The 14,693-nt window shown below is 69.8% G+C and carries 13 protein-coding genes; 11 read left to right on the top strand and 2 right to left on the bottom strand.

The features are described from left to right. Window positions 1–92 precede the first annotated feature (92 nt). From GPX89_RS06790 to GPX89_RS06805, 4 genes are all read left to right on the top strand, one after another. Window positions 93–710, top strand: coding sequence for a TetR family transcriptional regulator (locus GPX89_RS06790; RefSeq protein WP_198347281.1), 618 nt, complete (start codon window positions 93–95; stop codon window positions 708–710). 332 nt (window positions 711–1,042) lie between these two features. Continuing rightward, window positions 1,043–1,960 carry a universal stress protein gene (locus GPX89_RS06795; RefSeq protein WP_157355768.1) on the top strand — a complete coding sequence of 306 codons (918 nt, stop codon included), beginning with the start codon at window positions 1,043–1,045 and terminating at the stop codon, window positions 1,958–1,960. A gap of 110 nt (window positions 1,961–2,070) precedes the next feature. Continuing rightward, the gene (locus tag GPX89_RS06800) at window positions 2,071–3,411 is read left to right on the top strand and encodes a phosphoribosyltransferase family protein (RefSeq protein WP_157355769.1); all 1,341 of its coding nucleotides are present in this window, start codon (window positions 2,071–2,073) and stop codon (window positions 3,409–3,411) included. Next, complete coding sequence (locus tag GPX89_RS06805; protein WP_157355770.1) at window positions 3,408–3,830, top strand: archease; 423 nt, start codon at window positions 3,408–3,410, stop codon at window positions 3,828–3,830. Before GPX89_RS06800 ends, GPX89_RS06805 begins: the two co-directional genes overlap by 4 nt. A gap of 24 nt (window positions 3,831–3,854) precedes the next feature. On the opposite strand, the gene GPX89_RS06810 is transcribed toward GPX89_RS06805, so the two are convergent. Next, a complete protein-coding gene (locus tag GPX89_RS06810; RefSeq protein ID WP_157355771.1) occupies window positions 3,855–4,238 on the bottom strand; it encodes a hypothetical protein in 384 nt (127 codons plus the stop codon). Window positions 4,239–4,362: 124 nt separating this feature from the next. Between GPX89_RS06810 and GPX89_RS06815 the strand changes: the two genes are divergently transcribed. From GPX89_RS06815 to GPX89_RS06835, 5 genes are all read left to right on the top strand, one after another. Then, a complete protein-coding gene (locus tag GPX89_RS06815) occupies window positions 4,363–4,869 on the top strand; it encodes a DUF6069 family protein (protein ID WP_157355772.1) in 507 nt (168 codons plus the stop codon). Between the two features lie 188 nt (window positions 4,870–5,057). Continuing rightward, window positions 5,058–7,079 (top strand): phosphocholine-specific phospholipase C, encoded by a 2,022-nt coding sequence (locus tag GPX89_RS06820; protein ID WP_157355773.1) that lies wholly within the window; start codon window positions 5,058–5,060, stop codon window positions 7,077–7,079. Window positions 7,080–7,124: 45 nt separating this feature from the next. Continuing rightward, complete coding sequence (locus tag GPX89_RS06825; RefSeq protein WP_157355774.1) at window positions 7,125–8,117, top strand: hypothetical protein; 993 nt, start codon at window positions 7,125–7,127, stop codon at window positions 8,115–8,117. Window positions 8,118–8,122: 5 nt separating this feature from the next. Beyond that, window positions 8,123–8,890, top strand: coding sequence for a lytic transglycosylase domain-containing protein (locus tag GPX89_RS06830; RefSeq protein WP_157355775.1), 768 nt, complete (start codon window positions 8,123–8,125; stop codon window positions 8,888–8,890). Between the two features lie 139 nt (window positions 8,891–9,029). Beyond that, window positions 9,030–9,992: an oxidoreductase gene (locus tag GPX89_RS06835; RefSeq protein ID WP_157355776.1), complete on the top strand. Its 963-nt coding sequence runs from the start codon at window positions 9,030–9,032 to the stop codon at window positions 9,990–9,992. Window positions 9,993–9,995: 3 nt separating this feature from the next. Here GPX89_RS06835 and GPX89_RS06840 read toward each other — a convergent pair whose 3' ends face one another. After that, entirely contained in the window at window positions 9,996–11,384 is a 1,389-nt protein-coding gene (locus GPX89_RS06840) for a DoxX family protein (protein ID WP_157355777.1), read from the bottom strand. A 251-nt stretch (window positions 11,385–11,635) separates the two neighbouring features. Here GPX89_RS06840 and GPX89_RS06845 point away from each other — a divergent pair, with 251 nt between their 5' ends. Continuing rightward, window positions 11,636–13,354, top strand: coding sequence for a fatty acyl-AMP ligase (locus tag GPX89_RS06845; RefSeq protein ID WP_157355778.1), 1,719 nt, complete (start codon window positions 11,636–11,638; stop codon window positions 13,352–13,354). Beyond that, on the top strand, window positions 13,351–14,673 hold the full coding sequence (locus GPX89_RS06850) for a MupA/Atu3671 family FMN-dependent luciferase-like monooxygenase (protein WP_328601577.1): 1,323 nt from the start codon (window positions 13,351–13,353) through the stop codon (window positions 14,671–14,673). Before GPX89_RS06845 ends, GPX89_RS06850 begins: the two co-directional genes overlap by 4 nt. Window positions 14,674–14,693: the final 20 nt, after the last annotated feature.

Here is a 14,693-nt window from a genome sequence, read left to right on the forward strand (position 1 = left end):
GACAGCCGCGGGACGGGCGGCGCGCTCAGCCCGTGCACCGCGCTATTGTCGCCTCCGGCACCGAAAACGGTGGGGGAGCAGAGGAGGGCGCGGTGGCGCGGACATTGGTCGCGGACAAGGCCGGTCGGGCAGCGCGCGAGCGGATCCTGCGTGCGGCACTGGAGACCTTCGCCGAACGCGGTTACGCCGCGAGCTCACTGACGGCTGTGGCCAAGCGCGCCGGACTCTCCGCCCCCGGGGTGCTGCACCATTTTTCCGACAAGCGCTCGCTGCTGGCCGCGGTGCTCGAGGAACACGGGCAGAAGGACCGCGAAACCGGTGATCGCACAGTCGAATTCGCCGACCTCGACTTACCGGCGGCCCTGGACCTGATCGTCGACCAGGTCGAGGCCAACCTCGCGCACCGCGACGTCATACGGCTGGCCCACCTGTGCGCGCTCGCCCCCGGCGAGGACGCGCAGGTGGCGGCGGACTGGTCCAAGGCTCGGCTGCAACGCCTGCGCGCCGACATCGTCGCCTTCGCCGACCGGGCGCGCGCCCGTGGTGAAATCTCCGCCGACACCGACCTGGACGCCACCGCCGCGGTGATCGTCGCGGCCTTCCTCGGCCTGGAACATCAGTGGCTCGTCGATGAATCCTTCGACATGGTCGCGGGCATGCGTGCCTTCACCAGGTTGCTCGCCACGCGGATCGGACGGTCCGGCGCTTGAGCCACCATGCCGGAGGCCATGATTCACCCCGCTCCGGAACCAATACCGTCGATGACGAGTCCGGCCGTGACGAGCGGACCGCCCACCCGCCTGCCGGGGCTGAGGTTCGGGCTTCGTCGCAGCCCCTCTCGCTGGATCAGGGCGAGGATCTCCGGCGAGTTTCAGCCGCCCGGTCGGCGCGCCGGACCGGATCACGGCGCCCGGAAACGGGCCGAGTGCCCCGGTTCTTGTGACCTTCGGCCGCGCCGGGCGCACGCGGGTCTCGGCAATGCTGGGTGTTGTCGCGGTCATGGGCATGACCTGGCCGCCGAGACCGGGAAAGGGAGACGATGATGGCCGAACAAGTTTTCGCGCACGCGCCGGACGCGCCGATCGTGGTGGCGGTGGACGGCTCGGCGACGGCCGGTCTGGCCGTGGCCTGGGCCGCCGCCGAGGCCGCGCTGCACGGGCGCAGGCTGCATATCGTCATCTCCCAGGCCTTCCAGTTCGCTTATGGCCCGGTGCCTTTCATCACCGAAGAAGTGGTCGAGCAGTTGCAGGAGGCCGGTGATGAGATCGTGGCCGACGCGGTGCGCATCGCACGCGACACCGTGCCCGGTGACCAGCTCACGATCAGCACCGAGGTGATCTTCGAGCCGATCATTCCCAGCCTGATCGAACGTTCGCGGCAGGCCCACACGCTGGTGGTCGGCAGTCGTGGTCGCGGTGCGTTCCGGCGCGCGGTGCTCGGTTCGGTGAGTTCGGCGATGGTCCAGCACGCGCACTGCCCGGTCGCGGTGATCCACACCATGTCCGGGACCGACGCGGTGTCCGCGCGCAAGCCCGTGCTCGTCGGGGTCGACGGCAGCGCCAACAGTGTGCCCGCCCTCGAGCTCGCCTTCGAGGAGGCGTCCCTGCGCAAGGTCGGGCTCGTCGCGCTGCACTCGTGGAGCGATGTCACCGGCACCGAACCGGCCCCGGTCGGGTGGGAATCGGTGCGGGACAGCGAAGAAGCGCTGCTGACCGAGAGCCTGGCCGGTTACGGCGAACGCTATCCCGATGTGCCGGTTCGCCGTGTCCTGGTCCGCGATCGGCCCGCGCGCTCACTGTTGACCGAATCGGAGAACGCGCAATTGGTGGTCGTCGGCAGTCATGGCCGCGGCGGCTTCGCGGGCATGCTGCTCGGCTCCACCAGCGCAGCACTGGTGCAGTCGGTGGAATGCCCGATCGTCATCGCCCGGACATCGGCGACCGGCCGCGCCGACAGCTGACCGATCGACCTGCCCGAGGGACCAAGGGCCTTCGCGTCGGCGACCAGTGGATCTGCCCTCGGGTGTCCGACGCTGTGACGCTGGAATGACCGGTCGTCCAGGAGGTTTCGATGGTGTTCGTGGATCGTGCCGAGGCGGGGCGTCGCCTGGCTCAGCGTTTGGTGATGCTGCGCGGTGAGGATGTCGTCGTGCTGGGGCTGCCACGCGGTGGCGTCCCGGTCGCGTACGAGGTCGCGCGAGCGCTCGACGCACCGCTGGATGTTCTGGTGGTGCGCAAACTCGGTGTGCCCTATCAGCCGGAGCTGGCCTTCGGCGCCATCGGCGAGGACGGGGTCCGGGTGGTCAATCAGTTCGTGGTGAGCCGCATCGGGGCCTCCGATGAGGAATTGGCACAGGTGGAGCGATCCGAGCGCGCGGAATTGGACCGTCGCGCCGCCCGTTTCCGTGCCGGCCGCCCGCGCCTCCCGCTGACCGGCCGGACGGTGGTGATCGTCGATGACGGGGTCGCGACCGGCGCCACCGCCCGCGCCGCCTGCCGGGTGGCCCGTGCGCAGGGTGCGGCGCGAGTGGTGCTGGCGGTACCGGTGGCGGCCCCGGAGGCGCTGCACGCGGTGGAGCGCGAAGCCGACGAAGTGATCTGCCTCGAACAGCCGATGTTCTTCTCCGCGGTCGGCCAGTGGTACTACCGCTTCGGGCAGACCACCGACGACGAGGTGGTCGAGCTGCTCGATCACGCCGCGGCGCGGGCGCCGCTGCCGCAATCGGCTCCGGCCGCCGATCCGCCGCTGCGCGACGACGAGGTGCGGGTGCGGGCCGGGAAGGTCGAGCTGGCAGGGCATCTCACCGTTCCGGAGAATCCGGTGGGCATGGTGGTGTTCGTGCACGGCAGCGGCAGCAGCCGTCACAGCCCCCGCAACCGCTATGTCGCCGCGGTATTGCAGCGGGCCGGGCTGGGCACGCTGCTGTTCGATCTGCTCACCACGGCAGAGGAATTGGACCGCGCCAATGTATTCGACATCGATCTGCTGGCCGGGCGACTGGTCGAGGTCACCGCGTGGCTGACCCGTCAGGAACACGTCGCGGGCCTGCCGATCGGGTACTTCGGCGCCAGCACCGGCGCGGCGGCCGCCCTGTGCGCCGCGGCCGACCCGCGCGTGCGGGTGGACGCGGTGGTGTCGCGCGGCGGGCGACCCGATCTGGCGGGTCCCGCCCTGGCCGCGGTCCGCGCGCCGACCCTGCTGATCGTCGGCGGCCACGACTATGTGGTGCTGGATCTGAATCGTCAAGCGGCCAAGGCGATGTCGTGCGAGACTGCACTGGTGGAAGTCCCGGGCGCGACGCATCTGTTCGAGGAACCCGGCACCCTGCGCCGGGCCGCGGAACTGGCCCGCGACTGGTTCATCACCCGCCTGCACGACGTGGCCGCGACCGCATCGGCGGAGCCGCGGTGACCGCCCCGGAAGCCGGATACCGGTACATCCCGCGCCCCGACGACCTGTGCGTCGAGGCGTGGGCTCCCACGCGTGAACGCTGCCTGGTCCAGGTGATCGACGCGGTGGTGGACAGTTTCATCCAGCGCCCGCGGCCCGAGCCCAGCGAGACGATCGAGTGGGTCATGCCGCGCGACCGCGCAGAGAACCTGATGGGCACCCTGCTCGAGGCGGTCGACCACCAGATGGAGGTCTACTCCCGCATCCCGGTCACGACGACCGTCGAGCGGCTCGACAGTGGCTGGCGTGTCCGCTTCGAGCTGGCGGATCTGGATCGCACCACGCTGTGCGGCGCGGTGCCGACGGCGGTCACGTTGCACGACATCCGAATTCAGTCCGAACGCGACCGCTGGCACTGCGTGGTATCCGTCGATTCCTGACCCGGGGTCCGGTCGACCCGGGGGTCAGCCGAGCTGGATCGTGCGCTCGTGCGTGTCGACGGCCTTGCGCAGCCGGGCGCGCGAGAGTTCGTGATCGCCGCATTCGCAATGGGCCGAGAGCACATCGTCGGTGTAGCGATCGCCGTCGAGCAGGTCGACGAAGCGGATGTGGCGGCGGTCGGCGTGGTGAGCCTCGTCGATGTAGTCGCGGCGGCCGTGCGCGTGCGGCCCGATCAGCGACTCGTACACCGCACCCGCCGCGGTGTCGAAAACCGTTGCGACATGGTGGCTTCGACCGCAGCGGACGCGCACCAGCGCGTGGTCGTCGCGATCGTCGCGCAGGTCGTCCAGAGCGCGCCGGGCGGCGAGTCGCCGTTCGGATGGGCTGAGATCGGTTGGATTGCTCATCGATTCCTCCGTCGTTCTGATCGCCTCGGTGTGCGGATGGGCCAAGTCTCCACGGGGCGCACAGACCGGCAGAAGGGTCGCAAGTCGCACATCGAAGGGCCGGACGGCGGGTACCTTTCCTGGTATGAGCGACTTCGAAGAGTTCGGTCGCGATCTGCCGTACCAGCCGCCCGCGGAGCCGCAGCATGCGCCGCCGGGGTACACCCCGGCGCCGAGAGTGCGCGTGGGTCGGCTGTGGGCCGGGGGTATCGGGACCGCGGTCGTGATGGCCCTGCTCGTCGTCGTCGCCATCCTGCTGGTCCGAGGGGTCTTCGGAATTCCCGTGCTGGCGCCCGCGCGGGAAGGCGCGTACGGCACCGCCAACACGACCACCTACGCGCTGGGCGCGGCCGGAATCACCCTGCTGGCCACCGGACTGCTGCATCTCCTGCTGGAGTTCATGCCCAGCCCCCTCACGTTCTTCTATTGGATCACGGCGTTGTCCACCGCGGCGGCGGTGATCCTGCCGTTCACCGTCTCCGCCGAGCGCAGCGCCCAGATCGCCACGGCCGCCATCAATCTCATCGCGGGCGTGTGCCTGATCAGTGTGCTCGGCTCGGTCGCGCCGGGATCGATGCGACGCCCGGTGTGAGCGTCGCGGCACCGCGAGTGCTGTTCGATACGGGGACAACGCTTCCAGGTTGAAGCAAAACAGCTGGTTAACGGACCATTCATCTGTAGCAGTACAAGGTTTACCTCGCGGCCAGGATCGGGCCGGGAACAGGTCACGCTGCGGTGTAACCGTTTTGGCGATCTTCGTCGGAACGGGAGTTACAGGTCTTGTCGCCATTGAATCGCCGCGGGTTTCTCGGTGCCTCCGCCGCGGCGGCCGCCGGTGTGGTCACCGGCGGCGCGTTGCGGTCCGCGGTGGCCAATGCCGCCACCGGCACCATCGCGGACGCCAAACACGTGGTGATCCTGATGCAGGAAAACCGTTCGTTCGACCATTATTTCGGGACGCTGAAGGGCGTGCGCGGGTTCGGGGATCGCGCGACGATCCAGATCGCGGGCGGCAACAGCGTGTTCAACCAGCCCAATGGCACTGGGCGGCAATACCCGTGGGCGCTGAGCAGCTCGGGCGGTGAGACCGCGGCGCAGTGCGAGGACGACCTGCCGCACGCCTGGGCCGATCAGCACGCCGCCTGGAACAACGGGCACCTCGACGCGTGGGTGGCGGCCAAGGGCAATGTGCGCACCATGGGATACCTGGCGCGCAAGGACATTCCGTTCCACTACGCGCTGGCCGACAACTGGACCATCGGCGACTCCTATTTCTGTTCGGTGCTCAGCGCGACCGGGCCCAACCGCACCTACCACTGGAGCGGCTGGATCGATCCGGCCGGCACCGCCGGCGGACCCGCCAGCGACGGCGGCGACGAATCCGGGCTGAGCTGGCAGACCTACGCGGAGGCGCTGCAGAACGCGGGCGTCAGCTGGAAGCTGTACCAGAACGCGGCGGACAACTACGGCGACAACGCACTCGCGTATTTCAAGCAGTTCGTGAACGCCGCGCCCGGCAGCCCGCTGGCCGTCAACGGGATGGGCTCGGTGCCCGCGACCACCGGCAAGACCCCCGACGACATCGTGGCCGCCATCAAGGCCGATGTCGTCGGCGGCACGCTGCCGCAGGTGTCGTGGGTGGTGCCGGACCAGGGCTCCTCCGAGCACCCGGACGCCCCGCCGAACGACGGTGCGCACTTCGTGCACAACGTGATCAACGCGCTCAACGCCGATCCGAACGTCTTCAACTCGACGGTGCTGATCCTCAACTACGACGAGAACGACGGGCTGTTCGACCATGTGCCGCCGCCGATTCCGCCCGCGGGCACGGCCGACGAGTTCATCAACGGGGTGCCGATCGGCCTCGGCTTCCGGGTGCCGCTGATCGTGATCTCGCCGTGGACCCGGGGCGGCTGGGTGAGTTCCGAAGTGTTCGACCACACTTCGGTCCTGCGTTTTCTCGAGACCTGGACCGCCGCGCTCGGCAAGAAGGCCACCTGCCCGAACATCAGCGCGTGGCGGCGCTCGGTCTGCGGCGATCTGACCGGCATGTTCAATTTCGCCTCCCCGGTCACCGGGCTGCCGACGCTGCCGGACACCTCCACGGTGATCGGGCCGACAACCTGTTCGGCGCAGCACAATCCGTCGCCGACCTCGAACGCGCTGCCCGCTCCGGAGTCCGGCACCCGCCCGGCTCGCGCGCTGCCGTATCAGCCCAACGCCTACCTCGATCACTTCACCTTCGGTGCGGCGGGCGAGGCTCGGGCCTGGATCAATTTCGCCAATGTCGGCGCGCCCGCGACCCGCGCGGTGCATTTCGCGACTTACGCCAACGCTTTTCGCTCCGGCGGGCCCTGGCAGTACACGGTCGGGGCGGGCGGCAATGCCAGCGATTTCTACGAGGTGGGCACCGGATACGGCAATGGCGCCTACGACCTGACGGTGGTCGGGCCCAACCGGTTCCTGCGCCGCTTCCAGGGCAATGTCACCAAGGCGGGCAAGACGGTCGCGGTCGCCTCCTCGTATTCCAACGCGCCCAATACCGGAAAGTTGGCGATCTGGTTCGCCATGACCAATTCCGGCACCTCCTCGGTCACCTTCACCATCAAGGCCAACCAGTACCGGACCGACGGGCCGTGGACCTACACGGTGGCGGCGGGCAAGACGGTCAGCGACTACTTCAACGCCATTGCCTACAACCACGGTTGGTACGACTTCACCATCACGGTCAGCTCGGATTCGGGCTGGTCGCAACGATTCACCGGGCACCTCGAGAACGGCACGGCCAGCGTCAGCGGCTGAGGCGGATCTCGCGAAACTCATTCAGGGAACAGAAAGCACCATCTCGTGGAACCAACGGACAGCAAAGACCTCGGCCGGACCGATTCGGACGCGGCGCCTTTCATCGTCAAGCCCAAGCTCAACCTCACCCGGCACCTGCCGCGCGCCATGGCCATGACCGCGCTGCTGACCCTCACGGTCGCGACCGTGGTCGCGGCGGAATCGCGCGGCGACGACCGGGTCGCCGATATCAAGGCGTCGTCCTCGAGCGCCGAAGACCATACGGCGCTGCTGGATTCGACCTCGGTGAGCGATATCGCCGACACCTCGGACACCCCCACCGACCAGCCCGTCCCCGGCGACGGGTCGACCGACACCGCCACCGCGGTCGACGACGGCGGCGACGGCGGATCGACGGCCGCCGACACCACCACCACGGACAGCCCGGTGACGACCACCGACACGCCGGTCACGACCACCACCGACACCACCACCGCCGCGCCCGGGGCCAGCCTCGATATCAGTGTGAGCGCGAATCTTTCGGTGGATCCGGGCTCGCTCGCCAATGCGGTGGACTCGGCGATCCCGACGACGGATCCGGGCACCGTCACCGTCACCCCGGCCACCACGGACACCACCACTCCGCCGGCGACGCCGGGCCCGACGACGACCACCCCGGTCGTCACGACGACGCCCGCGCCGACCACAACTCCCGCCCCCGCGACGGCCACCACGACGCCCGCGCCGACCACGACCGCGCCGGTCGTCGCGACCACGGTGCCCGCCACCACCACGAACCACTGCGCGCTGCCCCCGGCCGTCCCGGCCCAGCAGCCGCTCGCCTCGCACATCACCCTCCCGCCCGCGGCCCCGCACCCGATCGCCCCGGTCGTGACCACCCCGCCCAAGGCACCGGCCCCCGCGCCCAAGCCGTCGGTGGCCGCACCGAAACCGACCGCGACACAACCGAAGTCGACCGCGACCCAGCCCAAGCCGTCCACGGTGGCGGTCGCGCCGACCACCGCCGCGCCCGCCCCCGCGCCGCACGCGTGCGGGTAGACCGGATGCGAACCCACGGCCGGGGCCCGGAGTCGGTGCGTCTGGCCCTGCTGGCCTCGGCCGTCGTGGTGACGGTCGCGGGCTGCGGGACCGACCGCACCCCCGACCCCGCCGCGCCGGGCACCGGCGGCCCGGTTCCCGTGGTCCGCCTGGACGCGGTCGAACACAAACTCGACCAACTCCACGACTGGGCGCTCCCGCGTTCCACCAAATACGCCATCCCGCTGCGCGCCCTGCAGTCCTACGGCTACGCCACGGTCGTCATGGCCAAGGCCCAGCCGAACTGCCACCTCGGCTGGACCACCCTGGCCGGAATCGCCCGCGTGGAAAGCAATCACGCCCGTTTCGGCGGCGCGACCATCGCCACCGACGGCTCGGTGCGCCCGGTGATCCGCGGCGTCCCGCTCAACGGCACGGCGGGCAACGCCACCATCCTCGACCCCGCCCACCGCTCCAGCAGCACGGTCTACGCCCGAGCCATGGGCCCGTTCCAGTTCATCCCCGACACCTGGAACCACTGGGGCATCCGCGCCGACGCCGACTACCAGGCGTTGTCTCACGCCCTGGAATCGGCCAAACCCGTTGCCACAACGGCCCTCTCGGGCAGCCCCGACAATATCGACGACGCCGCCCTCGCGGCCGGTCGCTATCTCTGCGCGTCCGGCGGCGACCTGTCCACCCCGTCCGGCTGGCGCCGAGCCATCCTGGCCTACAACCACTCCACCACCTACGTAGACCAGGTCCGCACCGCCGCCACCGGGTACGACGCCTGACACCCACCACGATCAGGGAGCTCTCACCGCGGAAATTCATCCGGTTTCCCTCGGTGGGAGCTCCCTGATCTTGTATTCGGGGGCGGGTAGGGTTCGTCCGGACGGCTGGGCACCACATCGGAAACGGGAGTGGGGCGGCATGCGGAACACGCTCGAGGAAGAGGTCGATGTTTCGGGGCTTTTCGGGCCGGCGGCGGTGGGGGCCGTGGCGGTGCGGAATCGGTTCGCCATGGCTCCGTTGTCGCGGTATGCGGCGCGGAGCGGGGTGCCCGCACCGGAGTTGGGGGAGTTCTATCGGCGGCGGGCCGCGGGCGGGGTGGGGCTGATCATCAGCGAGGGGATCGCGGTGGGGGAGGGCGGCGGTGCGGACGGGTCGGGGGTGGCGGGGATTCAGGAGGGGCGCGCCGAGGCGGGGTGGCGGGAGATCGTGGCGGCCGTGCATACCGAGGGGGTGCCGATCTTCGCGCAGCTGATGCACGGCGGGGCGGGGGTGGTGGAGAGCGAGCGGACCGTGGCGGATTATGTGGCGGCGGCGGGGCAGGCGCGGCGGGCGGGGTTCGACGGGATCGAAATCCATGGGGCGCACGGGATGTTGCCCGCGCGGGCGGGGTTCGTGGCGGAGCTGGTGGGGGCGGTCGCGGAGGCGGTCGGGCCCGCGGTTCCGATCGGTTATCGGTTCTCGCAGTGGGAGGTCGGCCGGTACGACGAGCGGATGGCGCGAACACCGGCCGCGCTGGAGGCGGTGCTGCGGCCGCTGGTGGAGGCCGGGGTGGCGGTGTTCCATCCGTCGACGCGGCGGTTCGACGAGCCGGAGTTCCCGGAGTTGGGCGGGGCCGGTGGGGAGTTGGGCCTGGCGGGGTGGACGAAGGTGCTGACGGGGCGGCCCGTGATCACGGTGGGGTCGATCGGGTTGTCGAAGGTGGGGGAGGCCGCGATGTCGTTACGGCCGTTGGTGCGCCGGTTCGAACGGGGCGAGTTCGACATCGCCGCGGTCGGGCGGGCGGTGCTGGCGAATCCGGACTTCGTGGAGCTGGTCCGGGACGGGCGGACCGGCGAGCTCGTGCCCTACGACGAGGACAAGCACAAGAGCACGCTGGAGTGACCCTCAGCGGATCAGCTTGCCGGTGTCGGGATACTCCTGGATCCAGTGGAACGCGGGTCCGCGCAGCGGGAATGCGGTGGGGTCGAGGCGGTGCAGCGCGACGGTGACCGGTCGCCCGTCGAGGTCGCCGCGCAGCGTGAGCCGGTCGGGCTCGGGCCGCTCGTAGGCGAAGGTGAAGGTGAAGGGCGGCAATTGGCTCGGCCGGGCCTGCTCGGTGGCCGCGGGGCTGGACAGGGTGAGGGTGTCGGGTCCGGTGTCCACGACCGCGGCGGCGGGGACGATCGAGTCGTCCATCTTCTGCACCGCCGCCTTTCGGGTATCGAAAACCACTCGCCGCCACCGGGTCTCGTCGGTGGTGAGCGGCGGCAGCGCGGTGCCCTCCAGACTGAACTCGGTGACGTCCCAGATGCCGTACAGCGGCGGTTCGGCGACGCCGTCGCCCTGCGTGCGGTAGCCCTCCCACGCCATGCGCACGCCCCCGAGCAGCACCCAGAGGCCGAGCACGGCGGTGACCACCGCGACGATCCGATTGGCCCGTCCGCAGCGGAACAGATCCGGCTGGGTGGCCGGCGCCGAATACCGTTCCAACACCAGCATATTCGCCAGTCGCCGGGCCTGCGGGGCCAGCACGAACAGGCACATCAGCACGAGGTGGAAGGACAGCAGCTTGACCGGCACGTCGAAGGTCATGTTCAGCACGAACACCTGCAGCAGGCTCACCAGGCTCAGCAGCGCCCCGGCGGTCGCGGTGCGCGGCACGAACAGCAGCAGTCCGCCGAGGATTTCGGCTGCGCCCAACAGCATTTCGTAGACCGGCGCGGACCCGACCTGATTCCACAGCACCCCGGTCGGGCTGAAGTCGCCGTAGGGCTGCAGCAGGGTGATCAGGGTGGGCCGGGGCATCTGCAGCGGAATCACCTTGGCCGTCCCGTAGATCAGCATCTGCCCGCCCAGGCAGAGCCGGAGGAAGGCCAGGAACCACGCGTGCAGCCGAGGATAGGAGCCGCGCCGCCGATCCAGCGCCGACCAGGCGACGGTGAGGGCGACCGCGGCGGCGAACACGCAGAACACCAGGATCCACAGCGGCGCCTGATCGCCGCTGTAGGACTTGCGCAGCGGCGCCACCTCGACGCCGAAGACATGCGTGCTGATCGCGCGCACGAAGTCGTCGATCGAGTCCATCTGCCCGCCGACCGCCTGGGCGGCCAGCAGCGGGAACAGGGGTCCGGCGAACACCAGCAAGATCTGCGCGAACAGCAGGCACAGCAACCCGAAGTAGGCCACACTGAATCGGAATGCGATCCGCGTCAATGGCTTCCACCGCGGCGGAGCGATATCGGTGGCGGCGCTGCGGTCTTCGCGATCGAGAACTTCGGTGGCGACGCTCGACATCTGGACTTCCACCTTCCCGCGCGAGCAGAGGGGCGCACATCGACCGGCGACGATGATGCCATTGGACCCGAACAGCGGCGGCGGCCGACACGCGATGGTTTGCGTGAATGTTGCCGAGTGGCCTCCGGAGCACCAAGATGGGGCCTGGACTGTTCGTTCAGCTGCTCTTTCGTCTAGCCGCAGCCGCGACGCGGCCGTTGACCACGGTCGTCTCGCGACGGCGGCCCCAGGATCCGACAGGAGCCGGGCGTATGCAGAGATTGCGGAGGAACTCGCAGGACCGCTGGGATACCGGCGCCCGCACCCTGGTCGACGTCCTGTCGGCGCGGGTGCTGGAGACCCCGCATCGGACGGCCTACCGCTTCGTCGAACGCCGGACCGACGACGACCTCTTCGACTACCAGCGGCTGTGGGAGCGGGTCGCGGGACTGGCCGAGCGGATCATCGAGGAGACCTCCGTCGGCGACCGGGTCACCCTGCTCTGCCCGCCCGGCCCGGATTTCGTGTGCGCGTTCTTCGCCTGCATGACCACGCGCAGAATCGCAGTGCCGGTTCATCTTCCGATGTCGGAGCAGCAGATCGCGACGCTGCGGGCCATCCTGCACGACAGCGGCGCGACCGCGGCGATCGCACCCCTGTCGACGGTGCCGGTCGACGGCGGCCGCCTCGGCGGCGGCATCCGGATCATCGACAGCGAGGGCGCGGGCCGGGTCCTGGGTTTCGAACCGCTGCCCGAATCGCTGCCCGACGGCGAGGACATCGCCTTCCTGCAGTACACCTCGGGCTCGACCGGGGTGCCCAAGGGCGTCATGGTCCGCCACCGCAACCTGATGGAGAACCTCGGCGTACTGCAGTCGAAATATCAACTCACAACGCACAATTCGATCGCCTCCTGGTTACCGCCCTACCACGACATGGGTTTGATCCAGGGCGCGCTGCTGCCGATGTTCGTCGGCTTCCCCAGCACCCTCATGTCACCCATGACCTTCCTGCGCGACCCGCTGAGCTGGCTGCGCGTGATCGCCGAGACCGAGCACGCCGTCGCGGGCGGCCCCAATCTCGCCTACGGCCTGTGCGCCAAGCGCGTCTCGCCCGAGGCCGCGGCGGAGCTGGACCTGAGCGGCTGGGACATCGCCTTCGTCGGCGCGGAACCGGTCGATCCGGCCACGCTGCGCCGGTTCGCGGACTCCTTCGCGGTGAGCGGCTTCCGCGCGAGCAGCTTCGCGCCCATGTACGGGCTGGCCGAATCGACCCTGTACGTCAACGGCGGTGCGCGCGGCGCGGGTGCGCGCTCGCGGCACTTCTCCGCCGCCGATCTGGAGAACGGTGTCGCCATCGCCAAACCCGCGGGACGGGAACTGATCTCGGTCGGACCGGTCGGCCCGGACGTGGCCGTGGTGGACCGCGAGGCCCGGACCCGCTGCGCCGAGAACTGGATCGGCGAGATCTGGTTGCGCGGCGGGAGCATCACCGCGGGCTACTGGGAGAAGCCCGACGAGACGGCCCGCGCCTTCGGCGCGACCCTCGAGGGCGAGGACGGCACGCCGTATCTGCGCACCGGCGATCTCGGATTCGTCTGCGAGGGGCAGCTCTACATCTCCGGGCGCATCAAGGAGCTCATGATCGTCCACGGCCGCAATATCTTTCCCCAGGACATCGAGCGCACCATCATCGGCGGCCATCCGGCGCTGCGGCCCGGCGGCTGCGCGGTCTTCGCGGCCCAGATCGACAATCAGGACCGGGTGATGGTCGTGCAGGAACTCGACGACACCGCGGCCGCCGAGGTCGACACCGCGGCACTGGAGGACTCGATCCGCGACATCGTCAGCCGCGAGCACGCCATCAGCGTGCACCGGGTGGTGTTCGTCGGCAAGGGTGAGGTGCCCAAGACCACCAGCGGCAAGATCCAGCGCCGTCGGCTGCGTGAAACCTATTCGTCCACAACGGCATTCGAGGAGAGCGTGCTGTGAGTACATCGTCCGAGAGTGCGACCGTGCTGGACTTCTTCGTGGAATGGGCCGCCGATCGGCTCGAGCGCGATTCGGTGGATCCGTACTCCCCGCTCACCTCGCTGGGCCTGGACTCGGTGAAGGCCGCCGAACTGATGACCATCCTCGAGGACCGATACGACACCGAGATCACCGCCGAGGACATCTTCGACGGTCTCTGCCTGGCCGATGTCGCCGAAATGGCCACCGGGCGGCGCGGAAACGGGCACACACCCGCGCACCCGCGCGGTGGCGGCGGTTCCGGGCCGCGCGAGCTGGAATTCAGTCTGCTGTTCTTCTCCAGCGACGCCCAGCGCCGCGACGCGGACCGCTATCACCTGCTGCTCGAGAGCGCCCGCTTCGCCGACGCGCACGGGCTCGCCGCGATCTGGCTGCCCGAGCGCCACTTCCACACCTTCGGCGGCCTCTACCCGAACCCATCGGTGCTCGGCGCGGCGCTGGCCGCCGTCACCGAGCGGGTGCGCATCCGGGCGGGCAGCGTGGTGCTGCCGCTGCACAATCCGATCCGGGTCGCCGAGGACTGGTCGGCCGTCGACAACCTCTCCCACGGCCGCGTCGACCTGGCCTTCGCCACCGGCTGGAACGCCGACGACTTCGTGCTGGCCCCCGGCAACTACGCCGACCGCGTGGAGCTCACCCGCTCCGGCATCGAGACCGTGCGGCGGCTGTGGCGCGGCGACTCGGTCACCCTGCCCAACGGCGCCGGGGAGCAGCGTGAGGTGCGGATCTTCCCGGCCCCGGTGCAGGCCGCGCTGCCGACCTGGCTCACCTGCAGCGGCGGGATCGAGCGCTTCGAGATGGCCGGGGCGCTCGGGGTGAATGTGCTGACCGCCTTGCTGTTCCAGGAGGTGGACGAGCTGGCCGAGAAGCTGGCCGCCTACCGCGCCGCCCGCGCGCAGCACGGCCACGACCCCGACGCGGGCACGGTCACCGTCATGCTGCACACCTTCCTCGGCGGCGACGAGGCGACGGTCCGCCGGACCGTGGAGGGCCCGTTCAAGCGCTACCTCGAGGATTCGGTGGACCTGTGGCGGCGCGGCTCGGACGCGCTCGAGAGCCTGGACGCCAAGACCCGGGTCAAGGTGCTGGACTTCGCCTTCGAACGCTACTACCGCAACAACGGCCTGTTCGGCACCCCGGATTCGACGGCCGCCATGGCGGCCCGGCTGCGCGCGGCCGGAGTGGACGAGATCGCCTGCCTCATCGACTTCGGCATCCCCGACACCGAGGTACTGGCCGGGCTCGACTCGCTGGCGAAGCTGAAGGCCGCGGTTCACTGATTCTCCACTCGTCTCGAGAG

Source organism: Nocardia terrae (assembly GCF_009760405.1).
Taxonomy (GTDB): Bacteria; Actinomycetota; Actinomycetes; order Mycobacteriales; family Mycobacteriaceae; genus Nocardia; species Nocardia terrae.